This is a genomic window from Streptomyces sp. URMC 129 (assembly GCF_051386415.1).
GTDB lineage: Bacteria > Actinomycetota > Actinomycetes > Streptomycetales > Streptomycetaceae > Streptomyces.
In genome coordinates, this window is sequence record NZ_JBPQTQ010000124.1 from 1 (window position 1) to 19,487 (window position 19,487).

The following is a 19,487-nucleotide window of genomic DNA, read 5'->3' on the forward strand; positions in this document are numbered from 1 at the left end:
GCTCGCGGCGATCGCGGCCGGGATGCAGAGCCTGTCGCACGGCGCGTCGATGGAGTTCGGCGACGGGACCGGCGGCGTGCGGCAGTCGATGACCGAGTTCTACGGCGGCCTGCTGTTCATCGTGGAGGCCGGGTACGGCGCCCACCTGGCGATCGTGGCGGAGGAGACCGCCGACGCCGGACTGGTCGGGCACAACATGAGCGAGCTGGTGGAACAGCTCTCCGGCCATCTCATCGCGCCCCCCAGGGTGTCCGCCGAAGGCGGCGGACCGGCATGATCCGCCCCGGCCGGGACGACGACCCCGACCGGCTGTACACCCTCACCGGGGGCCGCAGCCGGGTCGGTTCGGACGCCTTCGACCTGGTCACGCTGGTGGTGAGCGAAACGGAGCCGACGGCGGGCATGCAGTCCGAGCACGCCAGGATCCTGCGCATGTGCCGCAACCCGACCGCCGTCGTGGAGATCGCGGCGGAGCTGCGGCTGCCCGTGACGATCGTCAAGATCCTGCTCAGCGACCTCCTCGCGGCCGGCCGCGTCACCGTCCGCCACCCCTCCACGGCCGCCACCCCCGACGTGGCGCCACCCGATCCCCGACTCCTTGAGCAGGTTCTCGTTGGACTCCGCAACCTCTGACCGCCGGACCGAACGCACCCCCCTGGGCAGAAGCGCGGAGAACGGCCTCAAGATCGTCATCACCGGCGGCTTCGGCGTCGGCAAGACCACCCTCGTCCGCGCGGTCAGCGACATCCGCCCGCTGAACACCGAGGAGATCATGACCAGCGCCGGGGAGGGCATCGACGACATCTCCGCCGTGCGCGACAAGACCTCGACCACCGTCGCGTTCGACTTCGGCCGGATCAGCCTCAACGAGCGGACCGTCCTCTATCTCTTCGGCGCCCCCGGCCAGGAGCGGTTCTGGTTCCTGTGGGAGCGGCTGTTCATCGGCACCCTCGGCGCCGTCGTGCTGGTGGACACCCGGCGGCTGGCCGACTCCTGGTACGCCATCGACCGGCTGGAGCAGCACGGCACCCCGTTCATCGTGGCCCGCAACCACTTCGGCGGCCCCGCGCACACCCTGGAGCAGGTCCGCGAGGCCCTCGACCTGCCCGACCACGTGCCGGTGGTCGACTGCGACGCCCGCTCGCGCCGGTCGTGCAAGGCGGTCCTCCTGACCCTCGTCCAGTACCTGTACGCGCTCGCCGCCCGGGAGACCACGCCGTGAGCACCACGCCCCAGCCCCCGATACCCGGCCCGGCGCCCGGCGCGGTGCCGCTCAGCGGCGCCCGTTTCCACACCGGCCCCGAGGCGCTGTACCGCGAACTGCGGCAGCGGCACGGCCCCGTGGTGCCCGTGACGCTGCCCGGCGACATCCCGGCCTGGCTGGTGATCGGCTACCGCGAGCTGCACCACGTCATCGGCGACGCGGCGCTCTTCCCGCGTGACCCGGGCCTGTGGAACCAGTGGCCGCGCGTCCCGCGCGACTGGCCGCTGCTGGCCCTGGTCAACCGGCGCCAGTCGTCGATCCACTACACCACCGGCACGGAGCACCAGCGGCACGTGGACATGGTGGTGCCCGCGCTGGAGGCCGTGGACACGTCCCAGCTGGGCCGGTACGCCGAGGAGGTCGCGGACACCCTGGTCGACGCCTTCTGCGGGCACGGCGAGGCCGAGCTGATCGACGGCTACGCCAAGCTGCTGCCGATCTACGTGCTCGGCCGGATGATCGGCGTGCCGGAGGCCGAGTGCCCGCCGCTGGCGCGGGCCATCAACGCGCTGGCCGCCGGCGGCGACGACGCCGTCGCGGGCCACCAGTACCTCAGCGCCGCGATGCGGCGGCTGGTGACCGCCCGGCGGGCCGCGCCGGGCGCCGACGTGACCTCCCGGATGCTGACCCACCCCGGTGGGTTCAGCGACGAGGAGTACGTCCTCGACCTCGTGGCGATCATCGCCGCCGGCCACCTGCCGACGGCCGACTGGATCGGGAACACGCTGACGCTGATGCTCACCGACGACCGGTTCGCCGCGTCCCTGGCCGGCGGGCGGCACAGCGTCGGCGACGCGATGAACCAGGTGCTGTGGGAGGACACCCCCACGCAGATTCTGGCCGGGCGCTGGGCGGCCCGTGACACGTACCTGGGCGGGCAGCGCGTGCTGGCCGGGGACATGCTGCTGCTGGGGCTCCAGGGCGCCCACGGCGACCCCCAGGTGAGCTACGGCGGAAACCCGCTCGGCGGTGGCCACAAGGCGCACTTCTCCTTCAGCCACGGCGAGTACCGCTGCCCGTTCCCGGCGCAGGAGATCGCGGAGATCATCGCCAGGACCGGGATCGAGGTGCTGCTCGACCGGCTGCCCGACATCGACCTGTCGGTGCCCCCGGACGCGCTGGTCAGGCGGCCGTCGCCATTCCTGCGGGGACTGTCCGCACTGCCCGTCCGCTTCACTCCGACCAGTCCTGTCCGGATCTGATCGCGCCCGATATCCGGAGTGACCGGAGTTACTCACCGGTCGATGTGCGGCGGGGGCGCGGGAGGGGCTACGCTCCGCCTCGTGGCCGATATCCAGATTCCCGCTGACATCAAGCCCGCCGACGGCCGGTTCGGATCGGGCCCGTCCAAGGTGCGCACTGAGGCGCTCAGCGCCCTGGCGGCGACCGGCACCTCCCTGCTCGGCACCTCCCACCGCCAGGCCCCGGTCAAGGACCTGGTCGGCCGGGTCCGCGACGGTGTGCGGGAGCTGTTCTCGCTGCCGGAGGACTACGAGGTGGTGCTCGGCAACGGCGGTTCCACCGCGTTCTGGGACGTGGCGACGCACGGGCTGATCGAGGCCAAGTCGCAGCACCTGTCGTTCGGCGAGTTCTCCTCCAAGTTCGCCAAGGCCGCCGACAAGGCGCCGTGGCTGGACGACCCGACGGTGATCACCGCGAACCCCGGCACCCACCCGGTGCCGCGCGCCCAGCGCGGCGTGGACGCGTACTGCCTGACGCACAACGAGACCTCCACCGGGGTCGCCGCCCCGATCGAGCGGGTGCCGGGCGCGGACGCGGGCTCGCTGGTGCTGGTGGACGCCACCTCGGGCGCGGGCGGTCTGGCGGTGGACATCGCCGAGACCGACGTCTACTACTTCGCGCCGCAGAAGTCGTTCGCGGCGGACGGCGGCCTGTGGGTCGCGGTGTTCTCCCCGGCCGCCGTCGAGCGGGCGGAGCGGGTCGCCGCCTCCGGACGCCACATCCCGGAGTTCTTCTCGCTGCCGACCGCGATCGACAACTCGCGGAAGAACCAGACGTACAACACCCCGGCCCTGGCCACGCTGTTCCTGCTGGAGAGCCAGCTCGCCTGGATGAACGGCCAGGGCGGCCTGGACTGGGCGGTGAAGCGCACGGCGGACTCGTCGTCGCGGCTGTACGCGTGGGCGGAGAAGTCGGAGTACGCCTCCCCGTTCGTGACCGAGCCGTCGCAGCGGTCGCAGGTCGTCGGGACCATCGACTTCGCGGACGGCGTCGACGCGGCGGCGATCGCCAAGGCGCTGCGGGCGAACGGGATCGTGGACACCGAGCCGTACCGGAAGCTGGGCCGCAACCAGCTCAGGGTCGCGATGTTCCCGGCCGTCGACCCGGCGGACGTCGAGGCGCTGACGCGCTGCGTGGACTACGTGATCGAGCGCCTGTAGGGGGCGGCGCCCGGGCGGCGCACCCCGCCCCCCGCACCCGCGGGGGGCTCCGGACAGTCCCCGCGTGCGGGGGTGGCCCCGACCGCAATCAGGCGCGCGCGGTCTTCGACGCACGATCCCCGCACACGCGGGGGGCTCCGGACAGTCCCCGCACCCACGCGGGGTTCCGGCCGCGTCCGTCGTTCTCGGTGTCGGCCGAGGCCCGGCGTGGCGTGGCGTGACGGGCGGGTGATCAGGGCTTCTTCAGGTGGCGGCTGAGGCCGAAGACGACCACTGCGCCGAGGACCAGGGCGATCGCCACGGGGGAGGAGAGACCGCCGTCGTCCCCGCCATCCCCGCTGCTGTCACCGCTGTCGTCCGGCCCGGCGCCGGGCTCGGGACTGTCGCCCGGTGTGGGATCCTCCTCCTCCGGCTCGGCCGCGCTCTCCGGGAGCAGGTCGCCGCGGAGTTCCACCGGCTCGACCTCGCTGCCGTCGCCCTCCGAGCCGAACATCAGCGTCCGGCCGTCCCGGGTGAACGTGACGGACTCCCCCTGCATCTGGCTCGGCGGGATCACCCGTTGCGCCATCTCGACCGGCTCGCCGTCGCGCCACGCGTACATCCGGGCCGTGAAGTAGCCGCGCAGCAGCAGCCGGGTGCCGTCCGGCGAGAACGCGCCGTCCGTGACCCACACCTCGGTGTCCGCGACGCGCGCGAAGACGTTGATCCCGCTCGCGGTCAGCTCCTCGGGGCTCGCGTAGAGCGCGCCCGTGCCGTCCTGCTTCTTGCTGGCTATGTAGACCCGGCCGGTGACCGGGTGCACCATCAGCGCCTCGGCGTCGCGCGGCCCGTCCTCGTACTGGACGGTGTAGACGGTGGGCGTCACGGTGGCGTCGGCCAGGTGCTCGGGCTCCGGGAGGCGGTAGATCCAGACCTCGGACCAGCCGCCGTCGAAGTTGTCCCCGATGTCGCCCACGTAGAGGTCGCCGTCCGGCCCGAGGGAGACGGCCTCGATGTCGCGGGCGGTGACGCCGCCCAGGGTGACGGTGGCCACGGTTTCGCCGGTGGCGCTGTCCACGGCGTAGAGCGCGGCGTCGTCGTCGCTGTCGTTGTGCGTCCAGTAGACGCCGGGGTGGCGCTCGCTGGCCTGGAGCCCGCTGGACTCGACGATGCGCGGGTCGGTGATCGTGAAGGCGGCGGGCTCGTCGGCGGCGGCCGGCGGCCCGCCCGCGAGCAGCAGCGCGGCGGCCGAGACGGCCGCGACGGCCGTGGCGACCGCGGTGGCGCCCGCGGCGCGGCGCGGCGTGGTCCAAGTGGGCATGGCCTCAAGCCTGCCACCCCGCGCGGGGCGGCCCGTCGGCGGTGCGGACACTCCTTGCCTGGAGTGCCCTCCAAGGCGTTGGCTAGGGCCCATGAAGTACACACAGCTCGGACGCACGGGCCTCAAGGTCAGCCGCCTGGTCCTGGGGACCATGAACTTCGGACCGTTCACCGACGAGGCGGCCAGCCACGCGATCATGGACGCCGCGCTGGAGGAGGGGGTCAACTTCTTCGACACCGCCAACGTCTACGGCTGGGGCCCGAACAAGGGCCGCACCGAGGAGATCATCGGGTCCTGGTTCGCCCGGGGCGGCGGGCGGCGCGACAAGGTGGTGCTCGCCACCAAGGTGTACGCCGACATGGGCGCCGAGGGCGAGCGCTGGCCGAACTTCGACCGGCTGTCGGCCCTCAACATCCGGCGCGCCGTGGACGCCAGCCTCAAGCGGCTGGGGACCGACCACATCGACCTGTACCAGTTCCACCACGTGGACCGCCGCACCCCGTGGGAGGAGATCTGGCAGGCCATCGACGTCCTGGTGACGCAGGGCAAGATCCTCTACGCCGGGTCCAGCAACTTCGCCGGCTGGCACATCGCCCGCGCCAACGAGGCGGCGGCCCGCCGCAACGCGCTGGGCCTGGTCAGCGAGCAGTGCCTGTACAACCTGGCCGAGCGCCGCGCCGAGATGGAGGTCATACCCGCGGCCGAGGGGTACGGCCTGGGCGTCATCCCGTGGTCGCCGCTGCACGGCGGGCTGCTGGGCGGCGCGATCCGCAAGGAGCGGGAGGGCGGCGGCACCCGCTCCGGCAGCGGCCGGTCGGCCGACGCGCTCGCCAACAGCACGCTGCGCGAGCAGGTGCAGGCGTACGAGGACCTGCTGGAGAAGAACGGCCTGGCGCCGGGCGAGGTCGCCCTGGCATGGCTGCTGACCCGGCCCGGCGTCACCGGCCCGATCGTCGGGCCGCGCGTGCGCGAGCAGCTCGACTCGGCGGTACGGGCGGTGGAACTGGAGCTGAGCGAGGACCTGCTGAAGGCACTGGACGAGATCTTCCCCGGACCCGGCGCGTCCCCGGAGGCGTTCGCCTGGTGAACCACCCGTGGCCCCGGCGGCGGCCCACCGGCAGCCGCCGCTCAGCCGAACGCCGCCGCCAGGGCCACGACGGCGAGCAGCACGACGAGGGCGGCACTCACGATCCGCGTCCGGGTCTTCGCGTTCACCCGGCCTACGGTACGCCCGGCGTGAGCGGCCACTCGCCCTGGGGCGTGTAGCGGTGGCGTTCGTCACTGCTCAGCAGCACGATCCGGTCGACGGGCCACGGGCCGCTCCCGAACGGCGCCAGCGCCGCGACGCAGGGCGCCAGCGGGAAACCGGCCGCCTCGCCGCCGGAGGCCAGGGTCAGGTGCGGGCGGTAGCTCTCGTGGCGCCGCCCGCCGGGCGCGCCGACGGCGCGGCCCGCCGCGTCCGTCGCGGCGGCCAGCGCGGCCAGGGCCCCGGTGTCGCCCGCGACCCCGGCCCACAGCGCCCGGTCGCCGAACGAGCCGCCGCCCGCCAGCCGCAGCGTGAACGGCGCGTGGGCGCGCGCCACGGCGGCGAGCCGGTCGCGCAGCTCCGGCAGCAGCCCGTCGTCCGTCTCGCCGTAGAACGCGAGCGTGACGTGCCACCCCCGCGGCCGGTCCCAGCGCAGCGCCTCCGCCCCCGGCACATCCCGCGCCCACCGCGCGGCGACGGCCACCTCGGCGGCTATGCCCTCCGGCGGCAGCAGAGCCGCGAACAGTCTCATGACAAGGTCCCTCCCTCGACTCCCGGTTCCCAGCCTCCTGGCCCCTACCGTCAGGGCCCGCGAACCCGGCGCGGCTGCGCCCCAGCATGCCGGACGCCCCGGTCGCCCCGGGCATGCCGGCACCTCGGCATCGGCCCGGAGACACACCCCGACCACCGCCCGGCCGCGATCCCACCCATAGCGGGACACCCGGCCCAGCCCAGTGGGCCGTGGGCGTCACAGGGCAAGGGGATCCGCGCGCAGCGCGGCACGGATCTGACCGAGTGCGTCCCGCAGGCCGGTCGGCGCGCCGGGCATTGTCTCGCCGTGGTGCGCGGTGTGCTCCAGCAGGGTCCGCACCCGGGCCGAGGCCGTCTCCGGCACGGTCGGCAGGATGGACTCGGCCAGCTCCCCGGCGTCGCGCCAGGAACGGGCCCGCACGTAGGAGTCCAGCAGGCGCGCCGCATAGATGCCCTGATATCCCACGCGTACACCGTTCTGTCCGAGCAGGGAGGCTTCGAGCCGCGGGATCGCCTCCCGCCACTCGCCGGCCCGCTGGAGCTGCCGTCCGTGGTGACCGTCGATCTCCGCCGGGGTGATCCACCAGACCCATGCCGGATCACCGTGCCGCTCACCTTCCCCGAGGAGCGCGTGCGCACGGCGGAACGCATTCCTCCCCTCCGACATCTCACCCGATGCCATCAGTCCGTTCCCGGCCCGTACGAGGAAGACGGCCTCGGCGCGCGGGGAGAGCTTCGCCTCTCCCAGGACGGCGCGGGCCACGGCCAGTTCGTCCCTGGGGCGGCCCAGCCAGCCGGAGAGCATGGCCATGTTCTGCAGGATGAGCAACTCGATGGCCCTGTCCCCGGACAGTCGCGCGAGGAACAGAGCCTCTTGGAGGAACCTCCGTGCCTCGGGGAAGCGTTCGGCGTCGAAGAGCGTCCATCCCGCCACCTCGGCCAGCTCCGCCGCCGCCGCGCGGATGTCCGACTCATGGCGCGGCTCGAAGTCGCCGTCCCCCAGCCGCCGGTGGACGCTCCGGAACGCACGCACCGCCAACTCGGCCACGGGCGGCCCGCCCAGCTCGTTGTCGAGGGCGATCAGCCGCCTGGACATCTCCCGGATGGCGACGGCCCAGGAGTCCCCGCGCTGCTCGGCCGACAGGACTTCGGGCGGTCGGCTCGGCGTTTCCCAGGGGCGGGGGGCCAGTCTGAGCAGGTGGCCGGGGATGCGGAGGGCGTCTGCGATCTGTTCGACTTTGGCGATCGTGGTGATGGATGCTTCGCCGCGTACGAGGTGGCTCATGCGCGACGACTTGATGTCGCACGCCTCGCCGAGCCGGTTCAGGCTGATCCCGGCCCACTTGCGCACCAGGGCGAAGAAAACCCCGAAGTCATGGTCGAGCAGAGCCTTCTGGACGTCGGTCCGTTCCAGGACGTGCCCGGGGAGTGCGGTCAGGGGTTCCATGCTGACTCCGGGAGGTCGGGTCCCTGGCCAGTGTAGGACCCGCGATGGTTCAACCACGGTGGGTTAACACCCGGCTCGCCCGAACGGAACCCTTGGTCCTGGGACCACGAGGGACATACCTGAACCGTGTTCCTCGGACACCCAGATGCCGACGTGTCCGTCGCAACGGCGACAGGAAGGAGGGAGGCACATGGCAACGCAGCGTGCCGCCGAGGGCGGGACGGAGCACACCGATCCGGTCGCTCCGCCCTTGGTGATCGACTTGGGCGACGCCGCCACGCTGACGCGCGGTAGCGACCAGGACAGCACGGAGTCGAAGCAGACCCCGTACGACTGAAACACGGTTCCGACGGCGGCCCTCGCCCTGAGGGCCCCCGTCTCGGCTTCCGCAGGGACAGCCGATGGATGGCCTGGGTGGAGGAAGCACATGATGCGATGGTTCGGCGGGGGCACCCCCGGCGGCGCTCCGACCGTGCCGGTCGGTGCGCGTCTGATCTGGACCGACCCCCTGCTCTGGGTGGCAGGCAACTGGGCGCAGGAGCAGGTGCGAACACTCGAAGGAAGCGGCGCCAGGCTCGCCGTCATCGGTACGTGCTCGGCATCCGGCCATGACCTTGAACGTGCCTTGGCGAGCCGTGACATCGCACCTCTCGCGCGTTCGTGGGCGGGCTCTCACACGGTGGTACGCGCTACCGTCGCCGGGGCCTTGGAGATTCTGACCGACGCCGCCGGCGCGTGCCCGGTCTATACGGTCAAGGCGCCAGGTGGTCCGGTCTGGGGCTCCAGCTCACTGGCGCTCTCAACACTGACCGGCCGGAGGGTGGATACCGGCTGGCTTGCCGCCTTCTTGCGGGACCGGCACACCCCGGTACCCGGTCGTAGCGCCTGGGTGGGAGTGGAACCGGTTCCCGCAGGTCACCTGCTGACGCTCCGCCCGGACGGTGAGGCGTCGCTGTCGGTGAGCTGGTCCGTTGACAGACGCCATCGTGAGGGTGCCTTTGAGGCGCTTCGACGGGCTCTCGCCGAGGGGGTCCGGGTGCGCGTCGAAGGGGTGACGGTCACGACCGACCTGGCCGGGATGGACTCCACGACTCTGGCGCTACTGGCCACGCGGCACGGCCACATCACGGGCGTGACGGCTCATCCGGCAGGGGACACGGACGGAGGCGATCTCCGCTATGCCCGCCTCTTGGACGCGCCTGGGCTGGACCGTCTGTTCTTCTCGCTGGGAGCGCGCCATCTGCCGTTCACCGAAGCGGAGATGCGACTACCCGCCACTGACGAGCCCGCGCCATCGACAGCCGTATGGGCCATGTTCTCAGCGCAGTTGCGCAGGGTGGCCGCCGTGGGATCGGCCCGTCACCTGACCGGCGACGGCGGCGACAACCTCTTCCTCCCTCCTCCCGCACATCTGGTGGACCTGGCCCGGAGAGGCCACTTGCTACGCATGATCAGCGACGCGATGGACTGGGCCCGGCTGCGCAAACAAAGTCCCCGCCCATTGATCTCCGCAGCGCTCAGAGGCGATGTGCGCCAACTCGGCCGCCCGGAGCGTCCCCGTCCGGCCTGGCTCCGTGTGCCTGTTCCGTCATGCCCGGTCGTCGGTGGAGATGCTGACGCGCTTTTGGTGGCATCACTCAGGAGCGTCGCCCGCGCCGCCCACGCGGATGTCCAACTTTCCGACTCACTGGGCATAGAACTTCACAACCCGTACTTCGACGCGGCCGTTCTCGACGCGGTGGTGTCGGTGTCCGCCCGGGAGCGGTGGTCGGCTCACCGCTACAAGCCTGTTCTTCAGGACGCGTTCGCTGATGTGCTCCCCGACACGCATCGTCGGCGCGCCGCAAAGGGATTATTCGCGGCGGATTTTCACCGAGGGCTGCGGACCAATCTTCGGCGGGTGCTCCGGCTCGCGGACGGTCGCCTTGCTGCTCTGGGCATCATCGACCCGGCGCCCCTTCGCGCCACCATTCACGCGGCGTGTTTGGGAGCGCAGACGATTTGGCCACCGTTGCTTTCCGTGTTGGCCGCGGAGGAATGGCTGGAGGCTATGGACACCGAGCCGAGCACCACATGGACCGCCCCGCCGTCGGAAGGTGCGCGGTGAACCACGCGCAAACGGTGGCAGCGCTCACCACCAACGCGTGCGTGCTCATCGACTACGACAGCGGGCGCACGGAGTTGCGCACCCCTACAGACACGTCAGCCGCTCTCGGTGGCACCGTCGTGCGTCTTCAGGATGCCGCTCCCTCGTGGGGGACCATCGAGGTGCGTGTCGCCCTGCCTCACCACGCACGAGTCCCGCTGCGGTGGCGTCTCGGTGCTGTACCCGCCGTCCTCGTCACCGTGGCCACACGGACCGCAGGGCGGCGTAGCAAGCGCTTCTCACGGCTGGTCCGACTGGCCCGCGTCGGACGCGCGCTACCGCCCGCAACCGCGTGTCAGTCCCGCTACGCTGTGCGCGCGACTCGTTGGGCTTCGAGGTTGATGCCTATGCGATGGGCCTGCCTGGAGGAGTCAACAGCCGCCGCTGTTCTCCTCGCGCTGGCCGGGCGCCGAGCGGAGTGGCGGCACGGGGTGGCCACGGATCCCGTGCGATTGCATGCCTGGATCGCTGACCCGGAAGGGACACCTGTCGAAGAACCCGCCGACACCGCGCTCTACACGCCCGTCTGTACGCCAGACGGACCCGGCGCCCCCTGCCCCCTGGCCGGGCCGAGAGGAGAACGACCATGAGTGACCCGCACATCCTTCTGACCGGCGTGCGACTAGCCCTCGGGATGCCCCGCCAGGACATGCTGCCTGAATACCACAAGTGGGAGAACGACGCCCGCACCATCCTCGGATACGGCAACCAATGGGCACAGGCGTGGGAGGTACGTGCCGCAGGCTGGGAACGGCAACGCGGAAACGACCGCTACCAACAGTTCGAGGTTGTGCGGCTAGAGGACACCACGCCTGTCGGCATGACCATTCTCCAGATCAACACCTTCGTGCGCACAGCCGAATTCGTCATCGTTCTCGCCCCTGAGGCGAGGGGGAAAGGCTACGCGGCAGAGGCCACGCGGCTGACTCTTGACTGGGCCTTTCATCTGGGCGCCCTGCGCATGGTGTGGCTGAAGGTACTTGAACCCAACCGGGCCGGGATCACCGCCTACGAGAAGGCAGGGTTCCGCCGGTCCGGGCGACTGCGGAAATCCGGGTACTGGCTTGGTCAGCCGGTGGACGAGATCCTCATGGACGCTCTCCCCGAGGAATTCCCCGGCCCATCGGCCGTGCCGACAGCCATCGGGCACTGGCCGACCACGACCCAGCGGTGATCGCCGTCCACATCCTGTGGACACTATGTCCCTGCCGCCCGGGCCCCCTCCCGGGCCAGGTGAATCGCGAGCACGCCGAGGGCTTCCTTCTCCGGGGGATAGATCTCCCGGCAGGCGGCCAGGAGTTGGTCCCGGTTCATGCCCTCGGCCCCGATGGCGTCGTTGTCCTCGGCGTCGAGCAGCGCCTCGAAGGACGGGTACTCCACGACCTTGACCACCCGGGCCGGCACCTCGGCATCCCCGGAGACGAACCGCAACCGCTGCCCGGCCGCGATCCTGCGCATGCCGGGATATCCGACCCGCACCTCGATCGTCTTGCCCCCGCTGGCGATGAGGTCCAGATAGGGCCTGCGGATATGGATGACGCGCTCGTCGGGTGCGGGCCGAGACATCGTTACCCTTCCGGTTCAGCGGACGACGGGAGGTGACTGGAGACGGCGGTCGTGACCGCCAAGCGTTCGCGCAACTCCTGGACCGGGCCCTGGCTCGGATAGCGTCGTGCCAGAAAGGAAACAAGGTCACCGGCACGGCCCAGTACGGAACCGACCAGGCGGGCCGAGTCCAGCGCTTGATGTCCCAAAGCCACGGCGTCGTCCGGCGAACCGAGCTGTGCCAGGGCAAGGGCGAGGTCGATGCGGGCGATGGCTTCTCGGCTGGGAGACCGGCTTGCCTCTGCCGCCGACTGGTATGCCTCCAACGCATCTTCGGCGTATTGACGGGCCTGCTCGGCCTGGCCGAGCCACACACACGCGGTCGCCGGGTAGGACGTCAGAGCGTAGTCCGCCAGAGGCAAGGGATCCGTGCCGAAGCAGTGCGGGACCCGCGCGGGTAGCGACTCGTGGGCTTCCCTGGCTGCGGAGAAGCAGGACTGGAAGCCTTCGGCGTCACCGTTGGCGGCGGACGCCCGTGCGGCCTGGGCGTTCAGACGCACAGTCAAAGGATGAGAAGCGGGGGCCTGAGCGAGCCCCGCCCGTGCGGCGCCGAGTGCCTTGGCCGGTCGTTGTTCGTACAGGTTGATCGAGGCGGCGGCGTCCATGGCCCACGCACACAGTTCCCCGTGACCGGCTTCCAGACCGTGAACGTAGGCGTCGTGGGCGAAGGCCAGCCCGGCACGGGCGTTGCCCAAGTCGTGTGCGAGCCAGGCCAGCAATTCCGAGAGCCAGCCGGCGTACGCGAACAGTTCCCGGGCTTGTCGCTGCGTGTGCGGCCCGTCCAGGAACTGGTCGACCTTGCGCCGGTAGTGCAAGGCCGTGTCGAACAGCAGCCGGGGATGTTTGAGAGAGTAGGCGTCGTTGAGGTCGGTGACCGTGATGCCGAGATGATCCAGTGTCCCGGAGCCGAGCGCGCTGGCCTCGGCCCGCCTGGTGAACTCCAGAGCCTCGGCGGCGGCCTCGTCCAGGACGGCGGTCACGGCGGCGGGAGTTCCGAAGACCACACCGGCAAGCTTGACCGCGTCGCGTCGTTTCGTGCCGTCCTCCTCCGCAATCCGCGCCTTACCACCCTCATGGGCGACTTGCTCCGATTCCAGTGTCCCACCCGGTGTGTGGCTCGGCGTTTCCCAGGGGCGGGGGGCCAGTCTGAGCAGGTGGCCGGGGATGCGGAGGGCGTCTGCGATCTGTTCGACTTTGGCGATCGTGGTGATGGATGCTTCGCCGCGTACGAGGTGGCTCATGCGCGACGACTTGATGTCGCACGCCTCGCCGAGCCGGTTCAGGCTGATCCCGGCCCACTTGCGCACCAGGGCGAAGAAAACCCCGAAGTCATGGTCGAGCAGAGCCTTCTGGACGTCGGTCCGTTCCAGGACGTGCCCGGGGAGTGCGGTCAGGGGTTCCATGCTGACTCCGGGAGGTCGGGTCCCTGGCCAGTGTAGGACCCGCGATGGTTCAACCACGGTGGGTTAACACCCGGCTCGCCCGAACGGAACCCTTGGTCCCATGAGCGAACTCAGCGACTTCCCGGTCGGCTCAATCGTCAAGGACGGCTCGCGCGATCGGATCGGGCGGGTGATGAGCCACGACTACAGCCGCGCGTGGCTGCGTCCGGTCGGCGGCGGGACGGAATGGACGGCGGCGCCCGGCAGTCTGGAGCGGGTCACCGGTGAGCCTCGCCGTTGCGCGCACTGCGGGCAGACCCCGCTGCGCCCGGTGACGGTCGTCATCCTGACCCCGCCCACCGGCGAACGGAAACTCCTGGCCTGCCCCTCCCACACCCGCGCCGTCGAATTCGGCCCGCATCTCCGCGCGGCCGTCAACACGACCATCCACCGGGCCCGATGAGAACGCCTTCCCCCTACGTCCTGATCACCGTCGAGATCGACACCAATACCGTACGCCGGGGTGACCAACTCCTCCTCGGCGGCCACGTCTTCACGGTCCGCGACCTCACCGCGCTCCCCTCGGGCAGTCGGCGTCTGGACTTCACCACCGGGGAAACCTTCATCATGAGCCGCACCACCGTTCTCTGGGCCACCCGTCGGGTCCGCCCGCACCTGATCCGCACCGAACACCGGTGAAAGGAAGGAAAGTGTGTCCGAGCTGCAGTTCGCATGGTTAGAGGTCACCGGAAAATGCCAGCTCCGATGCGAGCACTGTTACGCGGACTCGGGACCGGAGGGCACCCGCGGCTCCATGCACGCTGGGGACTGGAGGCGTGTCATCGGGCAACTCGCCGCCTGCGGGGCAGCCTCGGTCCAGTTCATCGGCGGCGAGCCCACGCTGTATCCCGAGTTGCCCGCCCTGATCGACCACGCCCTCGGGTGCGGCCTCGGCGTGGAGGTGTTCTCCAATCTCCTACATGTTCCGGCCACGTTCTGGACGGTGCTCGAACGGCCAGGTGTCTCTCTGGCGACCAGTTACTACTCCGACGACCCCGCCGAACACGCCGCGATCACCGGTCGGAAGAACAGCCACGGCCGCACCAGGGCGGCCGTCGCGGAGGCGGTGCGGCGCGGGATTCCCGTGCGCGCGGGAATCATCGAGGTCCGTCCGGGACAACGTTCATCCGGCGCTCGGGCAGAATTGGCGTCTCTCGGAGTGCGGGAGATCGGTGTCGATCGCCTCCGGCAGGTCGGACGGGGTGTCCGTGACGCGCGTCCGGATGTCGCCCAGCTCTGTGGGCGCTGCGGCGACGGGGCGATCGCGGTGTCTCCCGATGGTGCCGTCTGGCCGTGTGTCTTCTCCCGGTGGATGCCGGTGGGCAACGTGCTGGAAGCCGGGCTGGCTGAGATCATTTCCGGCCCGGAAGCTCAACGTGTCCGTGCCGACTTGCGCCGGGGATTCGCCCGAGAGGCCGCCGCGGCGGGCAAGAAGCCCGACGACCCGCCGTGTCAGCCGGAACAGCTCTGCGATCCTCAGTGCGGACCTTCGTGCGGTCCGGCCTGTCATCCGTCATGCTGGCCGACGGGCGCCGGCCCGTGCTCCCCCAAGGGCGGCTGCCAGCCCAACTACGACTGAAGAGCCCAGGAGGATCGTGTTCGTCTCCCGTGCGTACGTGCCGGAGCATCTGGCCCCCGACAGGGCGGGCCGCGAGGAATGGCCGTTTGCCGTGCCCTGCGTCGCCCAGTTGCTGGACGAGGGGCTGGCATTCGACCGGCCCGTCACGTTTCTCGTCGGGGACAACGGATCAGGGAAATCCACACTCGTGGAGGGCATCGCCGAGAGCTTCGGACTGGACGCCTACGGAGGGCGGCTCGGGACGCTGCGTGGTCGGCCGGAGCCGACCAGGACGCCTCTCGGGGAGATCCTGCGGGCGGACACCACGGCGGCGGGGGCCCGCATGCTCGCCGGTCCTCGCCGCAGGAAAAAGGGTTTCTTCCTGCGCGCCGAGACCGCGTTCCAGATGACGGAGAACTTGGGCGGCGTGCCCGGCTACTGGGATCAGGACACCAGCGCCATGAGCCATGGAGAAGGCTTCCTCACCATGTTCCAGGCCATGTTCGACTCGCCCGGGTTCTACGTCATGGACGAGCCGGAGGCTGCCCTGTCCTTCACCTCGTGTCTGCGGCTGGTCGCCTTGATCCACGAACTCGGCCGATCCGGGTCGCAGATCATCTGCGCCACGCATTCCCCTATGCTCGCCGGCACGCCGGATGCGGAGATCATCGAATTGGGGGAAGAAGGATTCCGCCGCGTCGGATGGGAAGAGCTCCAACTGGTCGATCACTGGCGCCGATACCTGGCCGATCCCCACACCTATCTGCGGCACATCACCTCATGACAACGCCATCCCCGGAAGTGGCCGAGGCCGATCGCCGCTTCCGGCTCTGGATGCGGCGGAATCTGGAGGACGCCGCCGCCCATTTCGGGCTCGCGGTCGCCGGTGAACCGGTCTTCGGCTGGCGTCTCCGGTCCGTCGGCGCGCCTGCCGAGGGGCCCGGAGGGAGGCGATGGCTGCGCGTTGTCTCGGAAGAACTCTCATGGCCGAAGGGCCACGCCTGGACCGGCAACGCCGATGCCGACGCGTTGCACGGTCTGCCCAGGCCCCGGGTGATCGACGTTCATGAATGGGACGAGGGCCACTGGCGACGGCAGCGGGCCGAGGTCATGACGTTCCTGCCCGGCATGCCGTGTTCGGTCACGGACGTGCCCGGATCGGATCTGGAGCTTTCCGGGACGTGGTGGCGGGACCTGGCCCGTGCCCTTGACGTGCTGGCGAGGACACCAACGGAACGGATCAGTACCGACCAGGCCAAGGTCACCCGCCGCGTCAGGGCTGCCTTCGGTGACGACACCGATGTCCGCGTCGAGCGCTGGGAGACCGTCCACGGTGACCTGCACTGGGCCAATCTCCTCCGGTCCCCGCTCGGCATCCTCGACTGGGAGCTGTGGGGGCGCGGCCCGGCCGGAACGGACGCGGCGACGCTCCACTGCTACAGCCTCGCCGTCCCCGAACTCGCGCGGCGCGTCCGGGAGCACTTCCCCGTCCTGGAGACCGAGCACGGCCGCCGCGCCCAGCTCTACGTCACGGCCCGCCTGCTCCACCGCGCCGGACTGGGGGACCACCCACAGCTCGCCGCCCCGCTCAGGGAGCACGCCCGAAGCCTGCTCGGCGGCTGACGCGCCCGCGCTGTCGCCCGACTCCACAAGCACCTCGCGGAGTCGGGCGACGCGCGCCGGCTCACTGCGCCAGGTTGGCCTCGATCTCGTCGAGGATCTGCTCGGCCGCCGTGTAGCCGATGCCGAGGAACCAGAGCTGGTCGTTCACGTGGAAGGCGCGGTCGTTCTGGACGGCCGTCAGGTCGTTCCACAGCGGGCCGCCGACCGCTTCCTCCTCGCCGGAGGCGTCGGGGGCGCCGTAGGAGGTGTAGAAGATGACGTCGCCGTCGGCCTGGTCGACCTGCTCCGGGCTCACCTCGACCGCGAAGCCGTCCTCGGCCTCGTCCACGATCGCCGGGCGGCCGAGGCCGAGGTCCTCCAGGATGGTGCCGATGTAGTTCTCCCGGCCGTAGATGCGGGTGTTGCCGCCCTCGATGAAGCGCAGCATGCTCACCTCGGTGTCGGCCGCGACCTCCGGGCCGCCGATCGCCTCGGTCACGTCCGCGACGTGCGCCTCGTACTCGGCGACGATCGCCTCGGCCTCCTCCGTCTTGTTCAGCGCGTCGGCGTGCACCAGGAAGTTCTCCTTCCAGGGCGCGCCCACGGTCTCGGTGAAGACGGTCGGGGCGATCGCGGACAGCTCGTCGTAGCGCTGCTCGTCGCGGACCTTGCTGCCGATGATCAGGTCGGGGTTCAGCTCGTTGATCGCCTCCAGGTTCGGCGCGGCGATCTCCCCGACGTTCTCGATGCCGGACAGCTGGTCCTCCGGCAGGTAGTCGAGGAACTCGGCGTTGACGTCGGCCTGCACGGCGCCGACCGGGGTGACGCCGAGGGTGATCAGGCTGTCCAGCTCGGCGGTGTCCAGGACGACGACGCGCTGCGGGTTCTCGGGCACCTCGACCGGGCCCATCGCCGTCTCGACGGTTCTGGTGCTCCCCTCGCCGGACGAGCCGTTGTCGTCGGAGGAGTCGTCGCTGCTGCACGCGCTGAGGCCGAGCGTGGCGGCCAGCACGAGGCCGGTGGCGGCGGTGATGCGGCGGTTCATGTGATGGGTGCCTTTCTCATGTGCGATGTGCCCGCGGAACGCGGGCCGGGGACAGGTGCGCCGGGGACGACGAGCGGTGAGCCGGTCACCGGATCGGGGACGATCACGGCTTCGAGGCCGAAGACCTCGTGGACCAGCTCGGCGGTGACGATGTCACCGGGCCGTCCGGCGGCGACGATGCGACCGGCCTTCATGGCGACCAGGTAGTCGGCGTAGCGCGCCGACTGGTTCAGGTCGTGCAGCACGGTCACGACCGTCCGTTCCAACTGACGGACGAGATTGAGGACTTCGACCTGGTGGGCGATGTCGAGGAACGTGGTGGGCTCGTCCAGCAGCAGCAGGTCCGTCTCCTGGGCCAGCGCCATGGCGATCCACACCCGCTGCCGCTGCCCGCCCGAGAGGGCGTCCACCGGCCGGTCCGCGAGCGCGGCGACGTCCGTCAGCGCCATCGCCTCGGTCACCGCCCGCTCGTCGGCCTCCGACCACTGCTGCCACCACCGCTGGTGCGGCTGCCGGCCCCGCGAGACCAGGTCGGCCACGGTGATCGCCTCGGGCGCGACCGGCGACTGCGGCAGCAGCCCGAGCGTCTGCGCGATCCGCCGGGTCGGCACGCGCGACAGCTCCTGCCCGTCGAGCAGCACCGCGCCGCCGCGCGGCTTGAGCAGGCGGCCCAGGGCGCGCAGCGTGGTGGACTTCCCGCAGGCGTTGGGGCCGACGATGACGGTCACCTCGCCGTCGGGGATGTCGAGGTCGAGGCCCTCGACCACGGGGGCGCGGGACTCGTCGTAGCCCAGGGTCAGGTCGCGGGCGCAGAGCCGGTAGTGGTCGTTCATCGACGGCCTCCCGTGCGGTTGTTGACGATGAGCCAGAGCAGGTACGGCGCGCCGATCGCCGCCGTGACGACGCCGGCGGGCAGCTCGGTCGGGGAGAACAGCAACCGCGCCACCACATCGGCCGCGACGGTGATGAACGCGCCGGCCAGCGCCGAGCACAGCAGCGGGATCTGCGCGGTGCCGGTCAGGCGGCGCGCGATCTGCGGGGCGAGCAGCGCCACGAAGTCCACCGGCCCGGCGGCGCCGGTCGCCACCGCCGCGAGCAGCACGCCGAGGGTGGCCAGGCCCAGCCGGACCCGGCTCAGGCGGACGCCGAGGGCGGTGGCCGTGTCGTCGTCCAGCACCACGGTCCGCTGCGCGCGGGCGGCCCACAGCACGGCGGGCAGCAGGATCAGCAGCGCCCAGGCGAGCGGCCTGGCCTCGTCGTAGCCGCGCCCGTTGAGCGAGCCGGTCATCCACACGGTGGCCTGCTGGGCGACGCGGAAGTCGGCCTTGGTGACGAAGAGCTGGGTGATCGAGCGGAGTGCGACGGCGAAGCCGATGCCGATGAGGACGAACCGCGCCGCGTGCAGCCCGCCGCGCCACGCGAAGAGGTAGACGAGCGCGGCGGCCAGCAGTCCGCCCGCGATCGACCAGTACGGCAGGACGAGCGCGGACCCGACGCCGTACGTCAGCGCCCCGACGGTCAGGGCGGAGGCGCCGTGGGTGACGCCGATGATGTCGGGACTGGCGAGCGGGTTGCGGGCGACGGTCTGGATGAGCGCCCCGGCGATCCCGAGCGCGGCCCCGACGAGCAGCCCGACGGTGAGGCGTGGCAGCCGCAGCGTGCCGACGACGAACTCGTCGGAGGACGACTGCCCGAACACCACCCGCAGGGCCTGGTCGGCCGCGACGGTCGACTCCCCGAGACAGAGACTGGCCAGCGCGGCCCCGGCGAGCGCCAGCGCCAGCACCAGGGCGACCACCCCGGCCCGCCGGTGCAGGAGAAACGATCCCCGCCCCCACCGCACGACCCCGTACCCGGCGGGCGCGACGGTGACGGCGGCGGTCCCGGACGGCGCGGGCC

Annotated in this window: 23 protein-coding genes; 15 read left to right on the forward strand and 8 right to left on the reverse strand. The window is 71.1% G+C overall.

The window, feature by feature from the left end; all coding sequences use genetic code 11:
- The 5 genes from ACSNOC_RS22285 to serC form a co-directional block, all read left to right on the forward strand.
- On the forward strand, positions 1-277 hold a 277-nt coding region (locus tag ACSNOC_RS22285; protein ID WP_436749313.1), incomplete at its 5' end, for a roadblock/LC7 domain-containing protein.
- Positions 274-633 carry a DUF742 domain-containing protein gene (locus ACSNOC_RS22290; protein ID WP_436749314.1) on the forward strand — a complete coding sequence of 120 codons (360 nt, stop codon included), beginning with the start codon at positions 274-276 and terminating at the stop codon, positions 631-633. The genes ACSNOC_RS22285 and ACSNOC_RS22290, both read left to right, overlap by 4 nt.
- On the forward strand, positions 614-1,222 hold the full coding sequence (locus tag ACSNOC_RS22295) for a GTP-binding protein (RefSeq protein WP_436749315.1): 609 nt from the start codon (positions 614-616) through the stop codon (positions 1,220-1,222). Before ACSNOC_RS22290 ends, ACSNOC_RS22295 begins: the two co-directional genes overlap by 20 nt.
- Complete coding sequence (locus tag ACSNOC_RS22300; protein ID WP_436749316.1) at positions 1,219-2,466, forward strand: cytochrome P450; 1,248 nt, start codon at positions 1,219-1,221, stop codon at positions 2,464-2,466. Before ACSNOC_RS22295 ends, ACSNOC_RS22300 begins: the two co-directional genes overlap by 4 nt.
- 81 nt (positions 2,467-2,547) lie before the next feature.
- Positions 2,548-3,666: a phosphoserine transaminase gene (gene serC, locus ACSNOC_RS22305; RefSeq protein WP_436749317.1), complete on the forward strand. Its 1,119-nt coding sequence runs from the start codon at positions 2,548-2,550 to the stop codon at positions 3,664-3,666.
- A gap of 232 nt (positions 3,667-3,898) precedes the next feature.
- Here the strand turns inward: serC and ACSNOC_RS22310 are convergent, their stop codons facing one another.
- Positions 3,899-4,966, reverse strand: a complete 1,068-nt coding sequence (locus ACSNOC_RS22310; protein WP_436749318.1) for a hypothetical protein — start codon at positions 4,964-4,966, stop codon at positions 3,899-3,901.
- 91 nt (positions 4,967-5,057) lie between these two features.
- On the opposite strand from ACSNOC_RS22310, the gene ACSNOC_RS22315 reads away from it, so the two are divergent.
- The gene (locus ACSNOC_RS22315; RefSeq protein ID WP_436749319.1) at positions 5,058-6,053 is read left to right on the forward strand and encodes an aldo/keto reductase; all 996 of its coding nucleotides are present in this window, start codon (positions 5,058-5,060) and stop codon (positions 6,051-6,053) included.
- Positions 6,054-6,186: 133 nt separating this feature from the next.
- Here the strand turns inward: ACSNOC_RS22315 and thpR are convergent, their stop codons facing one another.
- Both thpR and ACSNOC_RS22325 read right to left on the reverse strand, forming a co-directional pair.
- The gene (thpR, locus tag ACSNOC_RS22320; RefSeq protein WP_436749320.1) at positions 6,187-6,744 is read right to left on the reverse strand and encodes an RNA 2',3'-cyclic phosphodiesterase; all 558 of its coding nucleotides are present in this window, start codon (positions 6,742-6,744) and stop codon (positions 6,187-6,189) included.
- Positions 6,745-6,960: 216 nt separating this feature from the next.
- Positions 6,961-8,190, reverse strand: a complete 1,230-nt coding sequence (locus ACSNOC_RS22325; protein ID WP_436749321.1) for a helix-turn-helix domain-containing protein — start codon at positions 8,188-8,190, stop codon at positions 6,961-6,963.
- Between the two features lie 190 nt (positions 8,191-8,380).
- Between ACSNOC_RS22325 and ACSNOC_RS22330 the strand changes: the two genes are divergently transcribed.
- The 4 genes from ACSNOC_RS22330 to ACSNOC_RS22345 all read left to right on the forward strand — a co-directional run bounded on the left by ACSNOC_RS22330 (position 8,381) and on the right by ACSNOC_RS22345 (position 11,510).
- Positions 8,381-8,527 carry an albusnodin family lasso peptide gene (locus ACSNOC_RS22330; RefSeq protein WP_436749322.1) on the forward strand — a complete coding sequence of 49 codons (147 nt, stop codon included), beginning with the start codon at positions 8,381-8,383 and terminating at the stop codon, positions 8,525-8,527.
- Between the two features lie 90 nt (positions 8,528-8,617).
- Positions 8,618-10,297, forward strand: coding sequence for an albusnodin/ikarugamycin family macrolactam cyclase (locus ACSNOC_RS22335; RefSeq protein ID WP_436749323.1), 1,680 nt, complete (start codon positions 8,618-8,620; stop codon positions 10,295-10,297).
- On the forward strand, positions 10,264-10,926 hold the full coding sequence (locus tag ACSNOC_RS22340; RefSeq protein ID WP_436749324.1) for a lasso peptide biosynthesis B2 protein: 663 nt from the start codon (positions 10,264-10,266) through the stop codon (positions 10,924-10,926). Before ACSNOC_RS22335 ends, ACSNOC_RS22340 begins: the two co-directional genes overlap by 34 nt.
- Positions 10,923-11,510 carry a GNAT family N-acetyltransferase gene (locus ACSNOC_RS22345; RefSeq protein WP_436749325.1) on the forward strand — a complete coding sequence of 196 codons (588 nt, stop codon included), beginning with the start codon at positions 10,923-10,925 and terminating at the stop codon, positions 11,508-11,510. Before ACSNOC_RS22340 ends, ACSNOC_RS22345 begins: the two co-directional genes overlap by 4 nt.
- Positions 11,511-11,533: 23 nt before the next feature.
- On the opposite strand, the gene ACSNOC_RS22350 is transcribed toward ACSNOC_RS22345, so the two are convergent.
- Entirely contained in the window at positions 11,534-11,902 is a 369-nt protein-coding gene (locus tag ACSNOC_RS22350; protein ID WP_436749326.1) for an ASCH domain-containing protein, read from the reverse strand.
- A 2-nt stretch (positions 11,903-11,904) separates the two neighbouring features.
- Entirely contained in the window at positions 11,905-13,344 is a 1,440-nt protein-coding gene (locus ACSNOC_RS22355) for a helix-turn-helix domain-containing protein (RefSeq protein ID WP_436749327.1), read from the reverse strand.
- Positions 13,345-13,444: 100 nt separating this feature from the next.
- Here ACSNOC_RS22355 and ACSNOC_RS22360 point away from each other — a divergent pair, with 100 nt between their 5' ends.
- From ACSNOC_RS22360 to ACSNOC_RS22380, 5 genes are read left to right on the forward strand one after another with little or no spacing between them, the layout of a single operon-like run.
- Positions 13,445-13,786: a hypothetical protein gene (locus ACSNOC_RS22360; protein WP_436749328.1), complete on the forward strand. Its 342-nt coding sequence runs from the start codon at positions 13,445-13,447 to the stop codon at positions 13,784-13,786.
- Positions 13,783-14,022: a hypothetical protein gene (locus tag ACSNOC_RS22365; protein ID WP_436749329.1), complete on the forward strand. Its 240-nt coding sequence runs from the start codon at positions 13,783-13,785 to the stop codon at positions 14,020-14,022. The genes ACSNOC_RS22360 and ACSNOC_RS22365 overlap by 4 nt, the downstream gene beginning before the upstream one ends.
- A 13-nt stretch (positions 14,023-14,035) precedes the next feature.
- On the forward strand, positions 14,036-14,962 hold the full coding sequence (locus ACSNOC_RS22370) for a radical SAM protein (RefSeq protein WP_436749330.1): 927 nt from the start codon (positions 14,036-14,038) through the stop codon (positions 14,960-14,962).
- Between the two features lie 16 nt (positions 14,963-14,978).
- Positions 14,979-15,725, forward strand: coding sequence for an ABC transporter (locus ACSNOC_RS22375; RefSeq protein ID WP_436749331.1), 747 nt, complete (start codon positions 14,979-14,981; stop codon positions 15,723-15,725).
- A complete protein-coding gene (locus ACSNOC_RS22380; RefSeq protein WP_436749332.1) occupies positions 15,722-16,564 on the forward strand; it encodes an aminoglycoside phosphotransferase in 843 nt (280 codons plus the stop codon). Before ACSNOC_RS22375 ends, ACSNOC_RS22380 begins: the two co-directional genes overlap by 4 nt.
- A 61-nt stretch (positions 16,565-16,625) precedes the next feature.
- Here ACSNOC_RS22380 and ACSNOC_RS22385 read toward each other — a convergent pair whose 3' ends face one another.
- Genes ACSNOC_RS22385 through ACSNOC_RS22395 form a run of 3 tightly spaced genes read right to left on the reverse strand, consistent with a single transcriptional unit; the run spans position 16,626 to position 19,431 of the window.
- On the reverse strand, positions 16,626-17,588 hold the full coding sequence (locus tag ACSNOC_RS22385) for an ABC transporter substrate-binding protein (protein WP_436749333.1): 963 nt from the start codon (positions 17,586-17,588) through the stop codon (positions 16,626-16,628).
- On the reverse strand, positions 17,585-18,421 hold the full coding sequence (locus ACSNOC_RS22390) for an ABC transporter ATP-binding protein (protein WP_436749334.1): 837 nt from the start codon (positions 18,419-18,421) through the stop codon (positions 17,585-17,587). Before ACSNOC_RS22390 ends, ACSNOC_RS22385 begins: the two co-directional genes overlap by 4 nt.
- A complete protein-coding gene (locus tag ACSNOC_RS22395) occupies positions 18,418-19,431 on the reverse strand; it encodes a FecCD family ABC transporter permease (protein WP_436749335.1) in 1,014 nt (337 codons plus the stop codon). The genes ACSNOC_RS22390 and ACSNOC_RS22395 overlap by 4 nt, the downstream gene beginning before the upstream one ends.
- Positions 19,432-19,487 lie beyond the last annotated feature (56 nt).

Coding starts and splice junctions, on each gene's coding strand:
- ACSNOC_RS22355 (WP_436749327.1), bottom strand. CDS start 13,344: ATGGAACCCCTGACCGCACTCCCCGGGCACGTCCTGGAACGGACCGAC.
- ACSNOC_RS22380 (WP_436749332.1), top strand. CDS start 15,722: ATGACAACGCCATCCCCGGAAGTGGCCGAGGCCGATCGCCGCTTCCGG.
- ACSNOC_RS22365 (WP_436749329.1), top strand. CDS start 13,783: ATGAGAACGCCTTCCCCCTACGTCCTGATCACCGTCGAGATCGACACC.
- ACSNOC_RS22350 (WP_436749326.1), bottom strand. CDS start 11,902: ATGTCTCGGCCCGCACCCGACGAGCGCGTCATCCATATCCGCAGGCCC.
- ACSNOC_RS22360 (WP_436749328.1), top strand. CDS start 13,445: ATGAGCGAACTCAGCGACTTCCCGGTCGGCTCAATCGTCAAGGACGGC.
- ACSNOC_RS22340 (WP_436749324.1), top strand. CDS start 10,264: ATGGACCGCCCCGCCGTCGGAAGGTGCGCGGTGAACCACGCGCAAACG.
- ACSNOC_RS22385 (WP_436749333.1), bottom strand. CDS start 17,588: ATGAACCGCCGCATCACCGCCGCCACCGGCCTCGTGCTGGCCGCCACG.
- ACSNOC_RS22330 (WP_436749322.1), top strand. CDS start 8,381: ATGGCAACGCAGCGTGCCGCCGAGGGCGGGACGGAGCACACCGATCCG.
- ACSNOC_RS22290 (WP_436749314.1), top strand. CDS start 274: ATGATCCGCCCCGGCCGGGACGACGACCCCGACCGGCTGTACACCCTC.
- ACSNOC_RS22325 (WP_436749321.1), bottom strand. CDS start 8,190: ATGGAACCCCTGACCGCACTCCCCGGGCACGTCCTGGAACGGACCGAC.
- thpR (WP_436749320.1), bottom strand. CDS start 6,744: ATGAGACTGTTCGCGGCTCTGCTGCCGCCGGAGGGCATAGCCGCCGAG.
- ACSNOC_RS22345 (WP_436749325.1), top strand. CDS start 10,923: ATGAGTGACCCGCACATCCTTCTGACCGGCGTGCGACTAGCCCTCGGG.
- ACSNOC_RS22335 (WP_436749323.1), top strand. CDS start 8,618: ATGATGCGATGGTTCGGCGGGGGCACCCCCGGCGGCGCTCCGACCGTG.
- ACSNOC_RS22310 (WP_436749318.1), bottom strand. CDS start 4,966: ATGCCCACTTGGACCACGCCGCGCCGCGCCGCGGGCGCCACCGCGGTC.
- ACSNOC_RS22390 (WP_436749334.1), bottom strand. CDS start 18,421: ATGAACGACCACTACCGGCTCTGCGCCCGCGACCTGACCCTGGGCTAC.
- ACSNOC_RS22315 (WP_436749319.1), top strand. CDS start 5,058: ATGAAGTACACACAGCTCGGACGCACGGGCCTCAAGGTCAGCCGCCTG.